The 18,516-nt window shown below is 50.2% G+C and carries 18 protein-coding genes; 4 read left to right on the forward strand and 14 right to left on the reverse strand.

Annotated features, from left to right (window positions below):
* Positions 1–210: 210 nt before the first annotated feature.
* The 5 genes from C7W93_RS10465 to rpsP form a co-directional block, all read right to left on the reverse strand.
* A complete protein-coding gene (locus tag C7W93_RS10465; protein WP_225869803.1) occupies positions 211–882 on the reverse strand; it encodes a CoA pyrophosphatase in 672 nt (223 codons plus the stop codon).
* A gap of 194 nt (positions 883–1,076) precedes the next feature.
* A complete protein-coding gene (gene rplS, locus C7W93_RS10470) occupies positions 1,077–1,460 on the reverse strand; it encodes a 50S ribosomal protein L19 (protein ID WP_108439945.1) in 384 nt (127 codons plus the stop codon).
* A gap of 199 nt (positions 1,461–1,659) precedes the next feature.
* Complete coding sequence (gene trmD, locus C7W93_RS10475) at positions 1,660–2,415, reverse strand: tRNA (guanosine(37)-N1)-methyltransferase TrmD (RefSeq protein WP_108440604.1); 756 nt, start codon at positions 2,413–2,415, stop codon at positions 1,660–1,662.
* Between the two features lie 120 nt (positions 2,416–2,535).
* The gene (rimM, locus tag C7W93_RS10480; RefSeq protein ID WP_108440605.1) at positions 2,536–3,051 is read right to left on the reverse strand and encodes a ribosome maturation factor RimM; all 516 of its coding nucleotides are present in this window, start codon (positions 3,049–3,051) and stop codon (positions 2,536–2,538) included.
* Between the two features lie 107 nt (positions 3,052–3,158).
* On the reverse strand, positions 3,159–3,413 hold the full coding sequence (gene rpsP, locus C7W93_RS10485; RefSeq protein ID WP_108439946.1) for a 30S ribosomal protein S16: 255 nt from the start codon (positions 3,411–3,413) through the stop codon (positions 3,159–3,161).
* Positions 3,414–3,799: 386 nt separating this feature from the next.
* Here rpsP and C7W93_RS10490 point away from each other — a divergent pair, with 386 nt between their 5' ends.
* On the forward strand, positions 3,800–4,216 hold the full coding sequence (locus C7W93_RS10490) for a hypothetical protein (protein ID WP_108439947.1): 417 nt from the start codon (positions 3,800–3,802) through the stop codon (positions 4,214–4,216).
* Positions 4,217–4,320: 104 nt separating this feature from the next.
* Here the strand turns inward: C7W93_RS10490 and C7W93_RS10495 are convergent, their stop codons facing one another.
* The 9 genes from C7W93_RS10495 to C7W93_RS10535 all read right to left on the reverse strand — a co-directional run bounded on the left by C7W93_RS10495 (position 4,321) and on the right by C7W93_RS10535 (position 14,785).
* Positions 4,321–6,111 carry an acyl-CoA dehydrogenase gene (locus C7W93_RS10495; protein WP_108439948.1) on the reverse strand — a complete coding sequence of 597 codons (1,791 nt, stop codon included), beginning with the start codon at positions 6,109–6,111 and terminating at the stop codon, positions 4,321–4,323.
* Positions 6,112–6,213: 102 nt separating this feature from the next.
* Positions 6,214–7,143, reverse strand: a complete 930-nt coding sequence (locus C7W93_RS10500; protein WP_108439949.1) for an electron transfer flavoprotein subunit alpha/FixB family protein — start codon at positions 7,141–7,143, stop codon at positions 6,214–6,216.
* 153 nt (positions 7,144–7,296) lie between these two features.
* Positions 7,297–8,046, reverse strand: coding sequence for an electron transfer flavoprotein subunit beta/FixA family protein (locus C7W93_RS10505; protein ID WP_108439950.1), 750 nt, complete (start codon positions 8,044–8,046; stop codon positions 7,297–7,299).
* A 388-nt stretch (positions 8,047–8,434) separates the two neighbouring features.
* Positions 8,435–8,668, reverse strand: a complete 234-nt coding sequence (locus C7W93_RS10510) for a sulfurtransferase TusA family protein (protein ID WP_108439951.1) — start codon at positions 8,666–8,668, stop codon at positions 8,435–8,437.
* A gap of 320 nt (positions 8,669–8,988) precedes the next feature.
* Positions 8,989–9,516 (reverse strand): NUDIX domain-containing protein, encoded by a 528-nt coding sequence (locus C7W93_RS10515; RefSeq protein ID WP_108439952.1) that lies wholly within the window; start codon positions 9,514–9,516, stop codon positions 8,989–8,991.
* An 80-nt stretch (positions 9,517–9,596) separates the two neighbouring features.
* Positions 9,597–12,221 carry an alanine--tRNA ligase gene (alaS, locus tag C7W93_RS10520; protein WP_108439953.1) on the reverse strand — a complete coding sequence of 875 codons (2,625 nt, stop codon included), beginning with the start codon at positions 12,219–12,221 and terminating at the stop codon, positions 9,597–9,599.
* A 240-nt stretch (positions 12,222–12,461) separates the two neighbouring features.
* The gene (locus tag C7W93_RS10525) at positions 12,462–12,689 is read right to left on the reverse strand and encodes a hypothetical protein (RefSeq protein WP_108440606.1); all 228 of its coding nucleotides are present in this window, start codon (positions 12,687–12,689) and stop codon (positions 12,462–12,464) included.
* A 275-nt stretch (positions 12,690–12,964) separates the two neighbouring features.
* A complete protein-coding gene (gene ugpQ, locus C7W93_RS10530; protein WP_108439954.1) occupies positions 12,965–13,741 on the reverse strand; it encodes a glycerophosphodiester phosphodiesterase in 777 nt (258 codons plus the stop codon).
* A gap of 78 nt (positions 13,742–13,819) precedes the next feature.
* On the reverse strand, positions 13,820–14,785 hold the full coding sequence (locus tag C7W93_RS10535) for a hypothetical protein (RefSeq protein ID WP_108439955.1): 966 nt from the start codon (positions 14,783–14,785) through the stop codon (positions 13,820–13,822).
* 305 nt (positions 14,786–15,090) lie between these two features.
* Between C7W93_RS10535 and C7W93_RS10540 the strand changes: the two genes are divergently transcribed.
* From C7W93_RS10540 to C7W93_RS10550, 3 genes are all read left to right on the forward strand, one after another.
* Positions 15,091–16,887 carry a glutamine--tRNA ligase/YqeY domain fusion protein gene (locus C7W93_RS10540; protein ID WP_108439956.1) on the forward strand — a complete coding sequence of 599 codons (1,797 nt, stop codon included), beginning with the start codon at positions 15,091–15,093 and terminating at the stop codon, positions 16,885–16,887.
* A 333-nt stretch (positions 16,888–17,220) separates the two neighbouring features.
* Entirely contained in the window at positions 17,221–17,637 is a 417-nt protein-coding gene (locus C7W93_RS10545) for a hypothetical protein (protein WP_108439957.1), read from the forward strand.
* Positions 17,638–17,878: 241 nt separating this feature from the next.
* Positions 17,879–18,388 (forward strand): DUF1993 family protein, encoded by a 510-nt coding sequence (locus tag C7W93_RS10550; RefSeq protein ID WP_108439958.1) that lies wholly within the window; start codon positions 17,879–17,881, stop codon positions 18,386–18,388.
* The last annotated feature ends 128 nt before the right edge of the window (positions 18,389–18,516 follow it).

Raw genomic sequence — 18,516 nt, forward strand, 5'->3', positions numbered from 1 at the left:
TCAAATTTGTCCGCCATTTAAAGCATTTATTCTCTGGTTGCCACGGGAATCAGCAACTTTGCGTATCGACAGTACCGCTACAAGCATTCTGATCGGGAAGACGAAGAATTTGTACGCTTCAATTTTAATGAGGACAGAAATATTACTTCGAATGCCATCGCCGCAATTGCGAGAATTAATCTCTCAGCTTAGAACACGGCATCGCAATTTCTACGCGCGCAAAAGATGAAACAAATTACGCAGCATGGCGGCGGTTGCTCCCCAAATAAAAAAACGCTCGTAGGGCATTGCATAGAACGTCCGACGATAACCGTCCGGCAAATCAAAAGTGCGCAACTGATGATTAAGGCCATTCATTAAAAAAATCAGGGGGACTTCAAAAATTTCTGCGACCTCATTGGGGTCGGCACGTAGCGTTGCTGGCGGTCGAATCAGCCCAGCGACCGGCGTGACGCGATATCCAGTACCAGTAAAATACTCAGGTAAAGTACCAATTACCTCGACCTCACTCCGCGGCAGGCCAATCTCTTCTTCGGCCTCACGCAATGCGGTTTCTATCGGCGATGCATCGGTCAACTCAGTGCGACCACCGGGAAAGCTGACTTGACCTGCGTGGTCGGTAAGATGCGCGGTGCGCTGGGTAAATAATAAAGTTGGACCCGTCGCGTGCATGATAAACGGGATCAATACCGCCGCCGCAACTGGATTGTCGTTTTTAGGCTTGCTGCCCACCTGTCGGTCCATATGTTCAGGACGCCAAATCGGCGGCTGCGCAAAACGTTGACGCAACCAATCCGCGTTCATCCGGTCTGGCGCAAGCGCCGATTCACCGGCGACGGCATCAATCGGGATCATCAAAGGATCGAAAGTGAGTTTTACCAAAACAATTCCTGTTAATACACCGGAAGGTGTTCTATTGTTGCACCAATAGAGATATTCGGTCAGATCAAATGGATATTCCGCAGATCGCGCTTAACTCTATGCAGCCAAGAAACTTGGATATCGACGGAAAGCAAAAAAGGGCACCTACTGGCGCCCTTTTTTGTAGGCAATACACATGCCTGACTCGTAACTGCTTACGCTGCTGTTTTAGCGACAGTACGACGTTGTGGCAATTTTTCTTTGATACGCGCCGATTTACCCGAACGCTCACGCAGATAGTACAGCTTGGCGCGACGTACATCACCGCGACGTTTCACTTCGATCGAAGCGATCAAAGGTGAATACAACTGGAATGTACGCTCAACGCCTTCGCCGGAAGAAATCTTACGGACGATGAAGTTGGAGTTCAAACCACGGTTACGACGCGAAATGACAACGCCTTCATAAGCCTGAGCACGTTTGCGCGTACCTTCGACTACATTGACGCTAACAATAACGGTATCGCCAGGGGCGAATTCAGGAATAACTTTACCTAGGCGAGCAATTTCTTCTTGCTCAAGTTGTTGGATCAAATCCATTTTTAGCTCCATATACCATCTTGCTGACGCTATGTGCACGCACTGCTCAGTAGAGGATGGGGTTAAACATGCGACCGGCTGGTCGCTTCGTACTACAGGTTTACAACATCTGGTATTACATACTTCTGCTGCTTACTACAAACTGGTGATGCACTAAAGGGCACAGGCTTTTATAACGACTAATTAGCCGTTTGCCAGACTAATCCTGGACAGCCTTTAAAAACTTTTCATCGCCGCTAGTCAGACTTCCCGCCTGTCGCGCTTTAAGGATCAAATCCGGGCGCTTGGTAACAGTCGCCAGAAGCGCTTGCTGACGTCGCCATTTTTCGATCTCAGCGTGATGCCCTCCCATTAAAACGGAAGGTACCGCCACGCCATCATATTCTTCTGGCCTTGTGTAATGCGGGCAATCCAGCAAGCCGTTGACAAAACTGTCCTCAACCGCAGAAGCACCATCATTTAGCACGCCGGGTAGCTGCCTGATAATGGCATCCATCAGCGCCATTGCCGGTAACTCACCGCCAGATAACACAAAATCGCCGAGGCTGATTTCTTCATCCACACAACGATCCAACAAACGCTGATCAATCGCTTCGTAACGTCCGCATAACAACACCAAACCCGGCTCTGCACTTAACTGCATAACGCGCTGATGCTCAAGCGGCCGACCTTGCGGCGATAAATAGACGACACGCGGCGCAGAAGATGATCCCAGTGCTTGCTGACGACTTTTAGCTGCATCAATCGCAGCTTCAAGTGGTTTTGCCAGCATAACCATGCCGGGTCCACCGCCATACGGCCGATCATCAACCGTGCGATGGTTATCCACGGTGAAATCGCGTGGATTCCACAATGCTAATTCACATTTTTTTTGTTCGAACGCACGCCGGGTGATACCAGACTGCGTTAGCGCTGCAAACATTTCTGGAAACAGCGTGACGACATCAAATTGCATAGCGCCCACCTGTATCGCTCCTACCGGAAATTGTTAGCCAAGCAAACTTGCGTTCTAACTTAAAATTTCAGCTTCATATCCGACCAAGTTGGTTGGAAAATCAGCGTAGTGAATTGTTGCCTAATAATCCAGGCCCCAGTCCACCGTAATCTTTTTTGCCGTCTGATCAACGGTCTTGACGAATTGGTCCACAAACGGGACTAACAATTCGGGTGCCGTCTTTTCCTGACCGGCGACAAGCGGAACCGCAATCCGTAAAATGGGATGCGCACCGTTGTCCATCATGTCTACTACCGAACCCAGTTGTTCGCCTTGCAGATTTTCAACTGCCAGACCAATTAAATCGATCCAATAGAACTCGCCATCATCCAATGGAGGAAAATGGCTACGACGAACATGTACTGCTGTGCCTTTCAGCGCTTCAGCGGCATCACGTCCAATCACGCCGACCAAACGTGCCACAATGTCACCACTGTGATTTTTGGCCTGCATCATCTCAACGTCTTGCAGATCTGCCACGTCTGGTTTACCCAGCCACCATTTCTTGGCATTCAGTAACGCGTCAGCGTCTGGCGAATACGGTTTAATCCGCACCCAGCCCTGAAGTCCATAGGCACCGGTTATGTAACCGACCATGATCAAATCGACAGGGGTCACAACGCTAGTTATGACTCCCGATTGCGTCGTATCAGTTGCTTGCGCAACCGTAGTAACCGTAGACAAATCAGTTGCCAGCTACAGAATTAAACTGCAGCTTTTTTACCAGCCTGGCTTACCAGACGAGCAACGGTTGGCGACATTTGCGCGCCAACGCCTTCCCAATGGGTCAGACGATCTTGGGCAATACGGAAGCTTTCCGATGCACCCGATGCAACTGGATTATAGAAACCCAGACGCTCGATAAAGCGACCGTCGCGACGATTGCGCGAATCAGTAACTACGATGTTGTAAAACGGGCGCTTCTTAGCGCCACCACGAGATAAACGAATAACGACCATAATAATTCCAAAAAGTGTTGTCGAACACGGAAAAAGCCGCAAATTATAACGCAAGTTAGAGCAACCCCGCAACCTTAGACTGCCCCAGAGTGTCGCGTACCAGCATCTAAGTCTCGCTATTTGCACTATTATCGGACTCAAAACACCGTCCTGACCGCGAATTTATCTGACGTCTTTCAATGCGTAAACAATGCAAGCCGCTTCAGCGGCGTCAATTCCCATCAAACAACTTCGCAACAGTTACGTTACACTACGCCCTTGCTGGGGAATCAGAACGAATAGGTAGTCTACAAATAGACTGAAAGTAGACATCCGGTTGCGGCTAACCGCCTCTCTATGCCTCATTTCCTGAAAACCGACGCCCTATTGCTTATCACTTTCACTCCATGACGACCGCACATAAAAACAAAACCTTCGCCACTTTCATCACGACCGTATTTGGCAGCATCGGACTTCACAGGTTTTATCTATATGGCGCAAAAGACATGTGGGGCTGGCTGCATTTTATTACCTTGCCACTCTCTTTACTGGCATTAGCATTATGGCCAGAAAAACAACATATATTTTTATTTGCACCTCTACTGATTTCTGCGCTGATTGCAGTGCTTGAAGCGCTGGTCACAGGATTGATGCCAGACGAAAAATGGGATGCGTTACGCAATGCAGGCTCCGGTAAAAAATCGGACACAACTTGGGCGATAGCCGTCATTCTGGTATTTACTGTTGGCTTGGGTGCAACCGGATTAATAGCCGCGATTGCCCGCACCTTTGATCTGTTATTTACTGGCGGTCTATACGGGTAAGGACAAAATTGCATCAACTGACTGGGCTTCTTATTTTTGCCAAGTCCCATAAAAAAAGCAGCCTTTTGGCTGCTTTTTTTATGCAAGAAATATAATTTAGTGAATCAAAATTGATCTTCACTCAACGCCATCACCCCTGCACTACCGCGCACCACCGAGATCCGAAGCGCATCTGCCTGTACCAACACATGATCCGCAAAAAAGCGCGCTGTACCGATTTTAGCTTTATAAAAACGAGCATCGCCTTCGCCCAAGGCTAATTTTTCCGAGGAAATTAAAGCTGCCCGGCCCATTTGCCAGCCGCCCAGAACAATACCCGCCAATTTCAAATAGGCTACGCTACCGGCAAATACGCCTTTAATATCGCTTTTCAAATTCGCCACGACAAAATCAACCACGTCATTCAATGCCTCTGCACCGATAGCAAGTTGCTTCCCGATAGCGATCAAATCAGCATCTGCACTAGCCGCAAGTTGCCGCTGGGTAGCCTGAACCTGCGCAATGATGTCTTTGGCAACAGCACCACCATCGCGAGCGGTTTTTCGACCGATCAAATCGTTAGCCTGAATCGCCGTTGTACCTTCATAAATCGTCAAGATACGGGCATCACGATAAAGCTGCGCAGCGCCGGTTTCCTCGATAAAGCCCATGCCGCCATGAATTTGTACGCCAGTTGATGCCACTTCAATCGACATTTCGGTCGACCATCCCTTCACTATCGGCACCAAAAATTCATAAAATGCCTGACTCGCTTTGCGCGTTGCTACATCGGCATGATGATGTCCGATATCGGACGCCGCCGCAGTAACGTAAGCCAGCCCGCGCGCAGCCTCAATCTGCGAACGCATGGACATCAACATCCGGCGCACATCTGGATGATGAATAATCGCCACCGGCCCCGCCGAACCGCTTAAATCACGTGACTGCGTGCGATCTTTCGCAAAAATGACAGCTTTTTGATAGGCTCGTTCCGCCACACCTACGCCTTGCATACCGACCGCAAAACGCGCTGCATTCATCATGATGAACATGTATTCCAGGCCGCGATTTTCGGTGCCAACTAACGTGCCGATTGCGCCGCCGTGGTCACCAAACTGCAATACCGCCGTAGGACTCGCCTTGATCCCCAGCTTGTGCTCAATTGAAACGCAATGCACGTCATTACGATCACCCGGCGAACCATCGGCATTGACCAGAAATTTCGGCACCACAAATAAAGAAATACCCTTTACGCCTTCGGGTGCATCAGGCGTCCTTGCCAGCACCAGATGGACGATATTCTCAGCCATATCGTGATCACCATAAGTGATAAAGATTTTTGTGCCGAAAATCTTAAATGTGCCGTCGCCTTGTGGCACAGCGCGTGTGCGTACCTGCGCCAGATCGGAGCCAGCCTGCGGTTCGGTCAGATTCATCGTGCCGGTCCATATGCCTGACACGAGCTTTTCCAAATAAATCTGCTTCTGCGCGTCGGTGCCAGCCGTCATCAGCGCCTCGATTGCGCCATCGCTTAGCAAAGGGCATAACGCGAACGACAGGTTAGCGGCATTGAGCATCTCAATACATGGCGTCGCCACTAGTTTTGGCAAACCCTGACCACCATAATCGACCGGATGCTGAATGCCTTGCCATCCCGCCTCTGCAAACGCCTTGAATGCTTCTTTAAAACCTTTACTGGTGATGACATTACCGTCGCGCCAATAGCTTGGCTCCTGATCGCCGGAACGATTCAAAGGCGCTATCACTTCGCTACAAAATCTAGCATGTTCCTCCAGTACGGCCTCAACTGTTTCAGGCGTCGCATCGGCGCATTCTGGCAGCTGGCTGACGTGCTCCAGGCCAGCTAGCGCGTTAATGGCAAACAACATATCTTTAAGCGGGGCGACGTAACTCATCATGTACTCCAAAAAAAATGGACAGTACCACTTCCGTAATACTGTCCTGGCGTTTTTTCAAACGATCTAATTATTGTGTTGCAGCTGTCAATTAAAGATGAGTTAACCGAGCTCGGCCACCAGTTGCGGCACGATCTCGAACAAATCACCAACGATGCCGTAATCCGCGACCGAGAAAATCGGCGCTTCTTCATCTTTATTGATCGCCACAATGGTTTTGGAGTCTTTCATCCCGGCCAGATGCTGGATCGCGCCCGAAATACCGACTGCGATATACAGTTGCGGTGCGACGATTTTGCCGGTTTGTCCAACTTGCCAGTCATTCGGCACAAAACCGGCATCCACTGCAGCACGGGAAGCGCCCATTGCGGCACCGAGTTTGTCAGCCAATGGTTCTAAAATCTTGAAGTTTTCTGCCGAACCCATACCGCGTCCACCGGAAACAATCACTTTGGCAGCCGTCAGTTCAGGACGATCCGATTTAGCCAGCTCACGCGAAATAAACGCTGACTTGGCAAAATCGGCAGACACACTAAGGTTCTCGACTGCTGCCGAACCACCATCCGCAGCGGCATCAAAGCCCGTCGTACGCACGGTGATGACTTTGATCGCATCAGTCGATTGCACGGTTGCGATGGCGTTACCGGCATAGATCGGGCGCTCGAATGTATCTGGACTATCGATTTTGACGATTTCAGAAATCTGACCAACGTCGAGTTTAGCAGCGACGCGGGGCAAGATATTTTTGCCGTAGGCGGTTGCCGGAGCCAGAATATGGCTGTAGTTGGCAGCCAGTGCCAGGACTTGCTCGGCGATGTTTTCTGCCAGACCATCGGCAAAATAAGCCGCATCAGCCACCAATACTTTAGTCACGCCGCTAGCCTTGGCTGCTGCTTGCGCTGCCGCGCCGCAATCTTTACCGGCGACCAATACGTGGACTTCGCCACCGCATTGGCTGGCGGCGGTGATGGTGTTAAGGGTGCTACCTTTTAAGGTGGCGTTATCGTGTTCAGCTATGACGAGAGCGGTCATGGTATCTCCTGAGAATGAGGTGTTGCGGTCGCCTGCGCATAAATCTTTATCCGTGCGGCGCGCCGCTGTATCTGTTTGGTCGCTAATAGCCGGAATGGAAATGAATCATCTTATTCACCTTGCAGTCACGGACTATCCTACATTTAATAATGCTTAAATAACCTTGGCTTCGTTGCGCAGTTTAGCCACCAGCGTGGCGACGTCCGGCACTTTGATACCGGCGCTGCGTTTGGCAGGCTCGACGACTTTCAACGTTTTCAGGCGCGGCGTCACATCGACACCCAGATCGGCTGGCTTAAACACGTCCAGCGTTTTCTTTTTCGCTTTCATGATGTTCGGCAGCGTCACGTAACGTGGCTCATTCAAACGCAAATCGGTAGTAATAATCGCGGGCAACGTCAATGCCAGAGTTTCCAGACCGCCATCGACTTCACGCGTGACCAGAACTTTACCTTCTTCCAGCACGACTTTTGACGCAAACGTCGCTTGCGGCCAGCCTAACAACGCAGCCAGCATCTGACCGGTCTGGTTGCAATCATCGTCAATCGCCTGTTTGCCCAAAATGATCAATTGCGGTTGTTCTTTGTCGGCAATTGCCTTCAACAATTTGGCAACGGCCAATGGTTGCAAATCTGCATCGGACTCCACCAAAATGGCGCGATCTGCACCGATCGCCATTGCCGTACGCAAGGTTTCCTGGCATTGCGTGACGCCGCAAGAAATCGCGATCACTTCGGTGACTTTGCCGCCTTCTTTCAGACGGGTCGCCTCTTCTACTGCGATCTCATCAAATGGATTCATCGACATTTTGACGTTGGCGATATCGACACCTGTGCCATCGGATTTAACCCGCACTTTGACGTTGTAATCGACTACGCGCTTAACTGGTACTAGTACTTTCATCGGTCTGCCTTTTGATTAAAAAATGAGAATCGAGTTGACGTTAACGTTAATTGAATAAGCGATTATAAGAGAGAATTCGGCACGCAACCAAAATTTAGCACGAACGTTCTATTAATTTTTAGAGGAAATCGCCTATTCATAGGGAGAAATGCAATATTAAGACGGAGAAATGTGGCGAAACAGCTATTCAAAAAAAGCATGTTGCCTTGTATAAACAGATGATTATTGAGAAATATTGATTATTTAATAATTAACAGAACGTTAATCATCCGGATGCACAACGAGAAAAACTGTCTGTCGGCACCAATAAGTTGTGTCAATCTGCTTTGCTATTACGGCTTGTAATGAAGCCGTAACAAATCTGGAGCAATATCGAAAAACGGTTGATTTACTTACGTTTCATGAAGAAAACGTACTCACGATTTTCTTCACTTTGCGACAATAAGTCATTGCCCGTTTGCTTTGCGAACGCCTGAAAGTCACGCACTGAACCAGAATCGGTTGCTAGTACGCGCAATACTTGTCCACTCAACATATCCGCCAGCGCTTTTTTTGTTTTCAAAATTGGCAGCGGGCAGTGCAAACCACGTGCGTCAAGTTCTCTATTAAATTCCATAACCATGTGTAGATCAAAAATTATTTAACATTTGCGGCGTTTAAAGATTTTACTCCAAAGAACTCTATTTTGATGCAACGCAACAAAAATCCGCCATTTTTACAACACCATTATCATTAAAATAATAATGGACCTGTATTGCACACTATCGGCAACAACCATTCAGCATGAATATTGACATGCAAGAACGTCTGCCCCCCCAACAGTAGCAACAATTTCATATTCGACACTTGATTATGCACGTATTCCCAGATGGTATGGGAACCCGCGCAGAATGATGCTATAAAGCATTATTAGGCTGCGATAACCCACCAGCCATGCCGCGATCAATCCGCCAAAATCGGCCTATCCACAAACTCTACTTCCAAGTCTCGCTGCCGCATCCAATCGGCAACCGCATAGCCGGTGCCCGCCCGCCAGGGCCTTAACTTGGCTGGCGCTAACAAGCGATACTCAAGCAACTCCGGCGACAACTGAATCGTTCCCGATGCTTTTATATGATAGGCAATGATCAGCTCATTCTTGCGCATGAATTCATACACGCCAATCAGTGTAATTTGATCGGCATCAAGATTGGTTTCCTCCTTCAACTCACGCGCAATGCCCTGCTCTGGCGTTTCATCGCGTTCCATGAAGCCGGTGATCAATGCGAACATATTGTCTTGCCACGCGGCGTTCCGCGCCAACAGGATTTTTCCATCGATTTCAACCAGCGCGGCCAATACGGGCAGCGGATTATCCCAATGCGTCCAATGCCCATCCGGACAAGTCAAACGCACCTTTCGGGTATCGCCATCATCCGCGCGCATTATCAAAGAAGCTGCACATATCGGACAAAATTTAAAATCGCTCATGCAGACATTCCGTCAGTTCAATCGATGACTACTTAAGGAATAAGTAGTCAATAAGCCCGAAGCCATCCAATGATCGCAGATTACCCGCGCGCACCAACCCAGCCTGCGACACCTTGCAACGCTGCCGCCAAGCCGCTCGGATCAGTACCACCTGCTTGTGCCATGTCAGGGCGACCGCCGCCTTTGCCACCAACTTGCTGCGCCACAAAATTGACCAGATCACCGGCTTTAACTTTAGCCGTAGCATCGGCAGTCACACCGGCGATTAAACTGACTTTGCCGTCTTTTACGGTGGCCAGCACAATAGCAGCGGTTTTCAATTTGTCTTTCAACTTATCCATAGTTTCACGCAAAGTCGCGCTATCGGCACCTTCCAGCATAGCGGCCAGCACTTTGATGCCATTCACATCCACCGCTTGATTCACCAGTTCATCGCCTTGATTCGCGGCCAGTTTCGACTTCAAAGCCGCCATTTCTTTTTCCAGCGCTTTAACGTGCTCCTGTACTTGACCAATCCGTTGCGTCAATTCTTCTGGTGGAGCCTTCAAGGCGGCCGCTGCTTCGGTTACACGGCTGCTCAAGTTTTGCATCAGCGCCAAGGCGCCAAGACCAGTAACTGCCTCAATCCGACGAATACCTGCCGCGACGCCACCTTCGGCCACGATCTTGAACAAACCAATATCACCGGTACGATTGACGTGCGTACCGCCACACAATTCAGTCGACGAGCCAATCGATAAAACCCGTACTTCATCGCCGTATTTTTCGCCAAACAGGGCCATCGCACCGCTGGCAACCGCGTCATCAAACGTCATCAATTTGGCGCTAGTGGCGATGTTTTCCAGAATTTCACGGTTAACGATATCTTCAATCCGCCGAATTTGATCTGCGTTGACCGGCGCGTTGTGACTAAAATCGAAGCGGGTTTTGTCAGCATCCACCAACGAACCCTTTTGCGCCACATGCACGCCCAACACTTCACGCAATGCCTTATGCATCAAATGCGTCGCCGAATGATTCCGCACAGTGCGTGCGCGCTGCGCTGTATCAACGTTGGCGCCGAGTTGGTCACCAACCGCCATCGTGCCTTTTTCCAGACGGCCATGATGACCGAAGACTTCAGCTTGAATTTTTAACGTATCAGTCACGCCAAACAAGGCGGTCGCGCTTTCCAGCACGCCAGCATCACCAGCTTGCCCGCCCGACTCTGCATAAAATGGCGTTGTATCCAACACCACAATCGCATCTTGACCGGCATCGATTTTCTGTACCGCGCTGCCATCGACATACAAGGCCAACACTTTAGCGTCATGCACCAATGCGTTGTAACCGACAAAATGTGTTTTATCGCCGTTGTATTCCACGCCAAATGCAGTCTTGAATTTGCCACCGGCACGGCTGGCATCTTGCTGACGCTTCATTGCTACATCAAAACCCGCTTCGTCGAGTTCGACTTCACGTTCGCGGCAAATATCTGCGGTCAAATCGAGTGGGAAACCGAAAGTGTCATACAGCGTGAACGCCGTATCGCCATCCAGTTTCTGTGGATTTTTGGCTAATGCGGCTTCCAGGATCTTCATCCCGTGTTCCAGCGTCTCGCCGAAACGTTCTTCTTCCTGCTTCAGAGTTTGCTCTACGCGCTCGGCTGCCTCTGGCAGTTCTGGATAGGCAGCGCCCATCTCCAGCACCAAATCTTTGACTAGTTTGTAGAAAAACGGTTTGGTTTGTTCTAGCTTATGTCCATGGCGCAAAGCACGGCGGATGATGCGACGCAGTACATAACCGCGACCTTCACTGCCAGGAATAACGCCGTCGACGATCAAAAAGGCGCAAGCGCGAATATGATCGGCAATCACTTTCAGCGAATTGTTGGTCAGGTCGGTGACGTTGGTTTCACGCGCCGCTGCCTTGATCAGATTTTGGAATAAATCGATTTCATAGTTGCTGTGCACATGCTGCAAGATCGCCGCCAGACGTTCCAGCCCCATCCCGGTATCGACGCATTGAAGCGGTAATGGCGTCAATGTCGCCTCGCCGGTCTTAGGATCAATTTGACGATCAAACTGCATAAACACGTTATTCCAGATTTCGATGTAACGATCGCCATCTTGATCGGCGCTTCCCGGTGGGCCACCCCAAACGTCCGGGCCGTGATCGTAAAAAATCTCGGAACAAGGACCGCACGGGCCTGTATCCGCCATTTGCCAGAAATTGTCCGATGCGAACGGCGCGCCTTTGTTGTCGCCAATACGTACCACGCGTTCTGGCGGCAAACCGATCTCGTTCACCCAGATATCATAGGCTTCGTCATCTGTTGCATAGACCGTTGCCCATAGTTTTTCAGCTGGCAGTCCGTATACTTTGGTCAGCAACTCAAACGCCCATTTCAGCGAATCGCGCTTGAAATAGTCTCCAAAAGACCAATTTCCCAGCATTTCAAAGAAAGTATGATGGCGCGCAGTGTAGCCAACGTTTTCCAGATCGTTATGCTTGCCACCGGCACGCAAACAACGCTGCACCGATGTGGCGCGGACGTAGTTACGCTTCTCAGTCCCCAGAAAAACGTCCTTGAACTGGACCATTCCCGAGTTGGTAAACAGTAAAGTCGGATCATTTCCCGGCACCAGGCTGGATGAGCGCACAACGGTATGATCTTTGGATTCAAAGAAATTGAGAAACTTATCGCGGATATCGGCTGAGTTCATATTCTTGGGCAGAAAAAAGACGTGCAAGGGAAGTGTTATTTTGCAAAGCGATGATTATACGTGATAGAAGCCCCTCGCTCTAGCCGGGCGCGCTAAGGATGGTATCAGAGACCATTACAGGGAAAACATCGTGCAAAAAGCCCGTCAGAATCGCTCCTGAGGGGCTTTTTAAGGCTTTTGTCGGCAACTTGCGCTCTGACGAGCCTAAGTCACCGATAAGCTACATCCTGCTACTAACTATTAATGGCCGGTGTTGATTTTGCCAGTGCTAGCTTTTTTAGCGTGATGACGACGATGCTTTTTGTGGTGCTTTGCCTTTGCAGGTTTAGCAGTCGGCGCAGCTGCCGGAGCGGACATTGATGCTGCCGGAGCAGGTGCGGCCGGTGCAGCAGCAGGGGCATTTTGCGCCATGACCGGCAGAGCGAAAGCAGCGACGAGTACAGCAGCAAGCAATTTATTGATTTTCATTTTGTATTCCTTTTCATCACCGTTGACAACATCATATATCCAGAGCTTTGCAGAAAAACCGGCAATTATTTGGTTAGCCAGCCCCGCGTTTTTGCTATGAATTCGGACAGACACTTGTTCTGTACTACCTTAACGCGATGCTATCGAAGCAGGTTGACGACGGATCACAAGAAATTTTCAAAATAATTTACCGACATAAAAGAGCCAGTTTTGATGCCATTAAATGCCACAATTCGTCTCTTCAGGCGCAACACAATGGCACTATCAATGCCCTCTTACTGGCAAAAATCTGCCCCGATCAAGTCAATCCGATCGGTACAAAATCCATCTACACCCCAAGCCAATATCTCACCGGCCCGCTTAACCGTATTTACCGTATAACAAAACAAACCATACCCCGCGTCTTTGATGGCCGCCGCCTGCATCGGCGCTAAATACTTATGATTGGTATGCAGCGCCACCGCTGCCAGCTCCTGCAAGTTCTGCTGCCAGTCATCCTCGATCACATCCGTGAGATAGGCGCGCGGAATACCTACCGCAGCAACCTGCGCGGCGCGCAACGCTGCCGAGGAAAATGACGACAGCAACGGCAAATTGCGGGCCGTTTCCAGACTAGGCTGGGCGAGATGCGCCACGACCTCAACTTCAAAATAAGCCTGCGTCGCCTGCGCCACGACATGCCCAGTCTCCACCTCAAACCCTTCGACCGGCTTGATTTCAACGTTCATCCATATCCCGTGCTGCCGACAAAAAGCCATCGCCTGTTGATAAGTACAGACCGGCTCACCGATAAATTCCGCGCCAAACCAACTGCCCGCGTCCATCGCCGTCAATTCCGCTGCGGTGTAATCGCTTACCCTTCCCAAGCCCGGCAGAGTCCGCCCCAGCACCGGGTCGTGCATCAAAATCGGTACGCCATCAGCGGATAACATCACATCAAATTCCACCGCACGAAAACCGTGCGCCAGACCGCAACGCATCGCCGCCAATGTATTTTCCGGTGCAAGCTTTCCACCTCCGCGATGGGCGACAATTTTAGGATAAGGCCACATAACGATTTCTTTCTCGGTTGAGCCAGACAAAAGACGGATAACAAATGGGTATTGTGCGCGACAACGGCAAGAATCACTTTAAGCGAGAGTTTTGTCGAAAAAATCGATGACCTGCTGCTCTAACCTTAGCAAGTAACGCGCCCGATCAAAGCCCGGTGGATCTTCGCCAGGGTCGCCAACGGCGGACATCAGTTGAACCAGCGGCGGTGCCATGAACGAAAAATGACCGGCCCACGGCACCTCTTCAAACTCCGCCTGCGGCACTCGCGCGCGTAGCCAGTTGCCATGATATTTCGGCGGCAATACTGCATCTATCTCAGCGGTGACAACATGCGTCGGCACGCTAATGCGCTTCAGCGAATCCGGCGCGAACACAACGCCTATCGGCGCCATCGCAAAGACAGCGCCCACCCGCATATCCTGCACATCGAAATTGATCGCTGCATCGCCCTCAGCCAACACCTCCGGATCACCGCCCAGCTGGCAAAATAGTTGATCGTCATCGGTCACCTCGCAATGGTGCAAGACTTGTTGTCGATCCGCCATCCCTCCCGCCAGCGCCAACACGCTAAAACCGCCTGCCGAGTGGCCCAATGCACCAATTCGTCCTGCCGGAATCTGATCTCGCCACAACGCATCGGCCAGCAGCGTATCCAGCAAACGCGATAATTGTCGCGGACGTTCGGCAAAATACGTCTCAGAGCGTACCAATGAACGATCATCCCAGTTATCGCCAGGATGTTGTGGCGCGGCTACCAGATAACCGCTTTCCGCCAGACGCAGCGCCAAATTCACATGCGACAACTGGCTGCCGCCGGAACCGTGGGATAGCAAAATCAATCCTTTCAACGGCAAATCTGGCACACCGTTAAAAGATACCACTGGCGCGTACGGCCCTAAGCGCATTTTTTTCGTCGGCGATTTAGTCGGGTAAAACAACGCTACCGGAATCGTTGGATGATCGGCATGACGCACCGTCAAGGTTCGCATTCCGGCTAATCGCGCTTCCGTTATATCGGTTGTTTCCGTTGTTGCATTGGGCATTCCTGCATCCTTGTATGGGGGAGAGGGTAAATTGTCTGCCATTTTCAGCATGCGCGTGTACATTATTCGTTACCACCGCCGCGCGAACAAAAAACAACGAAGCACGAACGAGAAACCACCTCGCTACGGTAAAATGCCCTTCATCCCTATACTAGGACAAACCCAAAATCGCCTGATAGCAGCTGTCTGAAACATCGTGGTCTAGACTGATCTGGATGTTTTAAAAAGGGTTGCCGGCCCCATTTTGTGTAAATCCTGACACCTTATTTGTATTCTGAAAAAAGCGCTTTGCGAGAAAACCATTCATGAGCAACGATTCCAAGAACAACAACCCGACTGTGCCAAATGGCCACGGTACGCCCGCACCGGCGCCGTCCAACTTCCTGCGCACCATCATTGAAGCCGACATGACTGCGGGCGTGTATGCCGAACGTAAAGATAATCAGGGCCAGCCGTTGCCGCAGGTCATAACGCGTTTTCCGCCTGAGCCAAATGGCTATCTGCATATCGGGCATGCCAAGTCGATTTGGGTCAATTTTGGTCTGGCCCGGGATTACGCAGGCCGTTGCAATCTGCGGTTTGACGACACCAATCCTGAAAAAGAAGAGCAAGAATACGTCGACACCATTATTGACAGCGTCAAATGGCTGGGTTTCGACTGGAAAGATACTTCTGGCGATCATTTGTACTTTGCCAGTAATTATTTCGACCAGCTTTATCAAATGGCCGAGTATCTGATCACCGCTGGCCTGGCCTACGTAGACAGCCAAAGCGCCGAAGACATGGCCGCCAATCGCGGTAATTTTGGCGAAGTCGGCAAGGATTCGCCGTTTCGCGGACGTTCGCCAGAAGAATCGTTAGACCTCTTCCGTCGTATGAAAGCCGGAGAATTTAAGGACGGTGCACACATCGTCCGTGCCAAAATCGATATGGCATCGCCCAACATGAACCTGCGCGATCCGGCCATCTATCGTATCCGCCATGCGCACCATCACCGCACTGGCGACAAATGGTGCATCTATCCGATGTACGACTACACACATCCGATTTCGGATGCGCTGGAAAACATCTCGCATTCAATCTGTACGCTGGAATTTCAAGACCATAGACCGTTTTACGACTGGGTTCTGGAGAAGTTGAGCGATGGTGGCTTCCTGGCAAAGCCAGTCCCGCGTCAATACGAATTTTCTCGCCTGAATATTACCTACGTCGTCACCAGCAAGCGCAAATTGCGGCAACTGGTGGACGAAGGCATTGTCGATGGCTGGGATGATCCGCGCATGTCCACGCTAGTCGGCATTCGTCGGCGCGGCTATACGCCAGAAGCGATTCAACTATTTTGTGAGCGCACCGGTGTGACCAAATCCGACGGCTGGATCGACATGAGTTCACTGGAAGGCGCTTTACGCGAAGACCTAGACCCAAAAGCCCCGCGCGCTACCGCCGTATTGCGCCCGCTAAAACTGATCATCGACAATTTCCCAGACGGCCACATCGTCGCATGTCACGCGCCGGTATATCCCCCTGCGCATCCTGAACACGCCACAGCGTTACGCCATTTTCCAATCAGTAAAAATGTCTGGATTGAACGCGAAGATTTCATGGAAACGCCGGTCAAAGGCTATTTCCGCCTGACGCCGCCGACGGCAGACAAACCCGGCAGCCGTGTTCGCTTGCGCCATGGTTATGTCGTTGAATGTACCGGCTTCGATAAAGATGCAGACGGCAACGTCACTGCGGTACATTGCAACTATTTTGAAGACAGCAAAAGCGGGACCGAAGGCAGCGCCAACTATAAAGTCAAAGGCAATATCCACTGGATCAGCGTAGCCCATGCACTGGAAGCAGAGGTGCGTTTATACGACCGCTTGTTCAGCGATCCTCATCCTGATGCTGGCGGTAAAGACTTTAAACTCGCGCTAAACCCACACTCCAAAGAAGTCATCACGGCCTATCTGGAACCCGGCTTAGCGACAGCAATGCCCGATGATCGCTATCAATTTGAACGGCACGGTTACTTTGTCGTGGATCGGGTCGATGCGGTTGCAGGCAAGCCAGTATTCAATCGCACCGTCACGCTAAAAGACAGTTGGGGCAAGTAATTATTGCCTCAGACTTACGCAAAATGTAAACCAGCTTTAGCGAACTACGTCAACATTTGGCTTGAGTTAACAGACCGCTAAAAAGTACCGCTGCCATGGCATGGCAGCGGTACTTTTAGCGCAATTATTTCCTTGATGCAACTCTGCATCCACATCTCCGCATCACCCATTTCCGTTGTTCTGACACTCCCATTTTTGCACCACTTTTGATACAAATTGTTTCAAGCATTACCAACTTGTATTAGTGCTTTCGTTTTCGCTTCCTAGAATGAAATTAAGGAGGAAAAAAGGCCTGACTATAGACCTGAAAGCAACTTTTAAAGAGGTGGAGACATGCGTAACAAAACAATTTCTGTCTGCCTTGCAGCAGTCATGTTGTCGCTTGGATGCACTCAGGCGATAGCGCAACACGGCGGTGGTTTTGGTGGCGGCTTCCATGGAGGCGGTGGCGGCTTTCGCGGCAATAATGCCGCGCAAACAAGCGGCGGACAATTTCACGGTCATCGTGATTTCGTTGGTCGTCGCGGCGCTCACTTCCGTGATTTTCATGGTCGCGGTATCTTTATAGCAGGTGGGCCTTTCTTCTTCGACCCATTCTTCTACGATGGCTACGGCTACTATGGTAATCAATTGATCTACGCGCAACCGGGCATCAACTATAGTTTTTACTGCAGAAACCCGGCAGGCTATTATCCCGACGTTGATGCATGTCCTACTGGCTGGTTACAAGTGGTGCCTGACGGTCCATAATGATGAGGCGCTCGGAAGGTACGTAATTAATTACTTGCAATTTGGCAATATTATGCGGCTCGATAAATGCAATTACTTTGCTTAATTACCGCAGCAAAAAACCCGAAATACGAAGGTTAACCGCTGCGGTAAGGTGCGAGGAGCTTTGGCGAAAGCAGAAGTGGGCGAGATTTTTCATGGACTCAGCTAACCGTATATACTTTCGCCACTTTTCCCTGATTTCACCACGAGAGACCCCTCAATGACTATTTCCATGTACAGCGCGTCCGTTCCTGTTTTCAAACAAATCCTCACTGGTTTAAGCAATGTTCTGACTATCGCTGAAAACCACGCCACCGAAAAGAAAATCGACGCTAATGCGTTGTTGCAGGCGCGCCTGTTTCCAGACATGTTTGCGCTGACACGCCAGGTTCAAATCGCTGCTGATTTTGCTAAAAGCGTGACATCGCGTCTGGCCGGTATCGAAGTACCAGCGTACGAAGACAACGAACAAACTTTTGCTGAATTACAAGCTCGTATCGCCAAAACAATCGCGTTCATCGATGGCTTGACCGCAGAACAAATTGACGGCAGCGCTACGCTAGAAGTCGTTCTGCGCCCTGGCACACCAAAAGAAAAGAAACTGACCGGACAAGCATATTTGCTGCAATACGGTTTGCCGCAATTCTTTTTCCATGTCACCACCAGCTACGACATCCTGCGTCACAATGGCGTGGAAATCGGTAAACGTGACTTTATGGGCGCGTATTAATCTGAACAGGATGCGATAACGCTTAAAAAACGTTATGTATTTCTCAAAAAACGCGACTCTATCTGAGTCGCGTTTTTTTGCCTCACCATCGGTAAGTAGCTTTTTTATCGCCATAAAAAATATAAATA

This window comes from Glaciimonas sp. PCH181 (assembly GCF_003056055.1).
In the GTDB taxonomy this organism is placed as follows: domain Bacteria; phylum Pseudomonadota; class Gammaproteobacteria; order Burkholderiales; family Burkholderiaceae_D; genus Glaciimonas.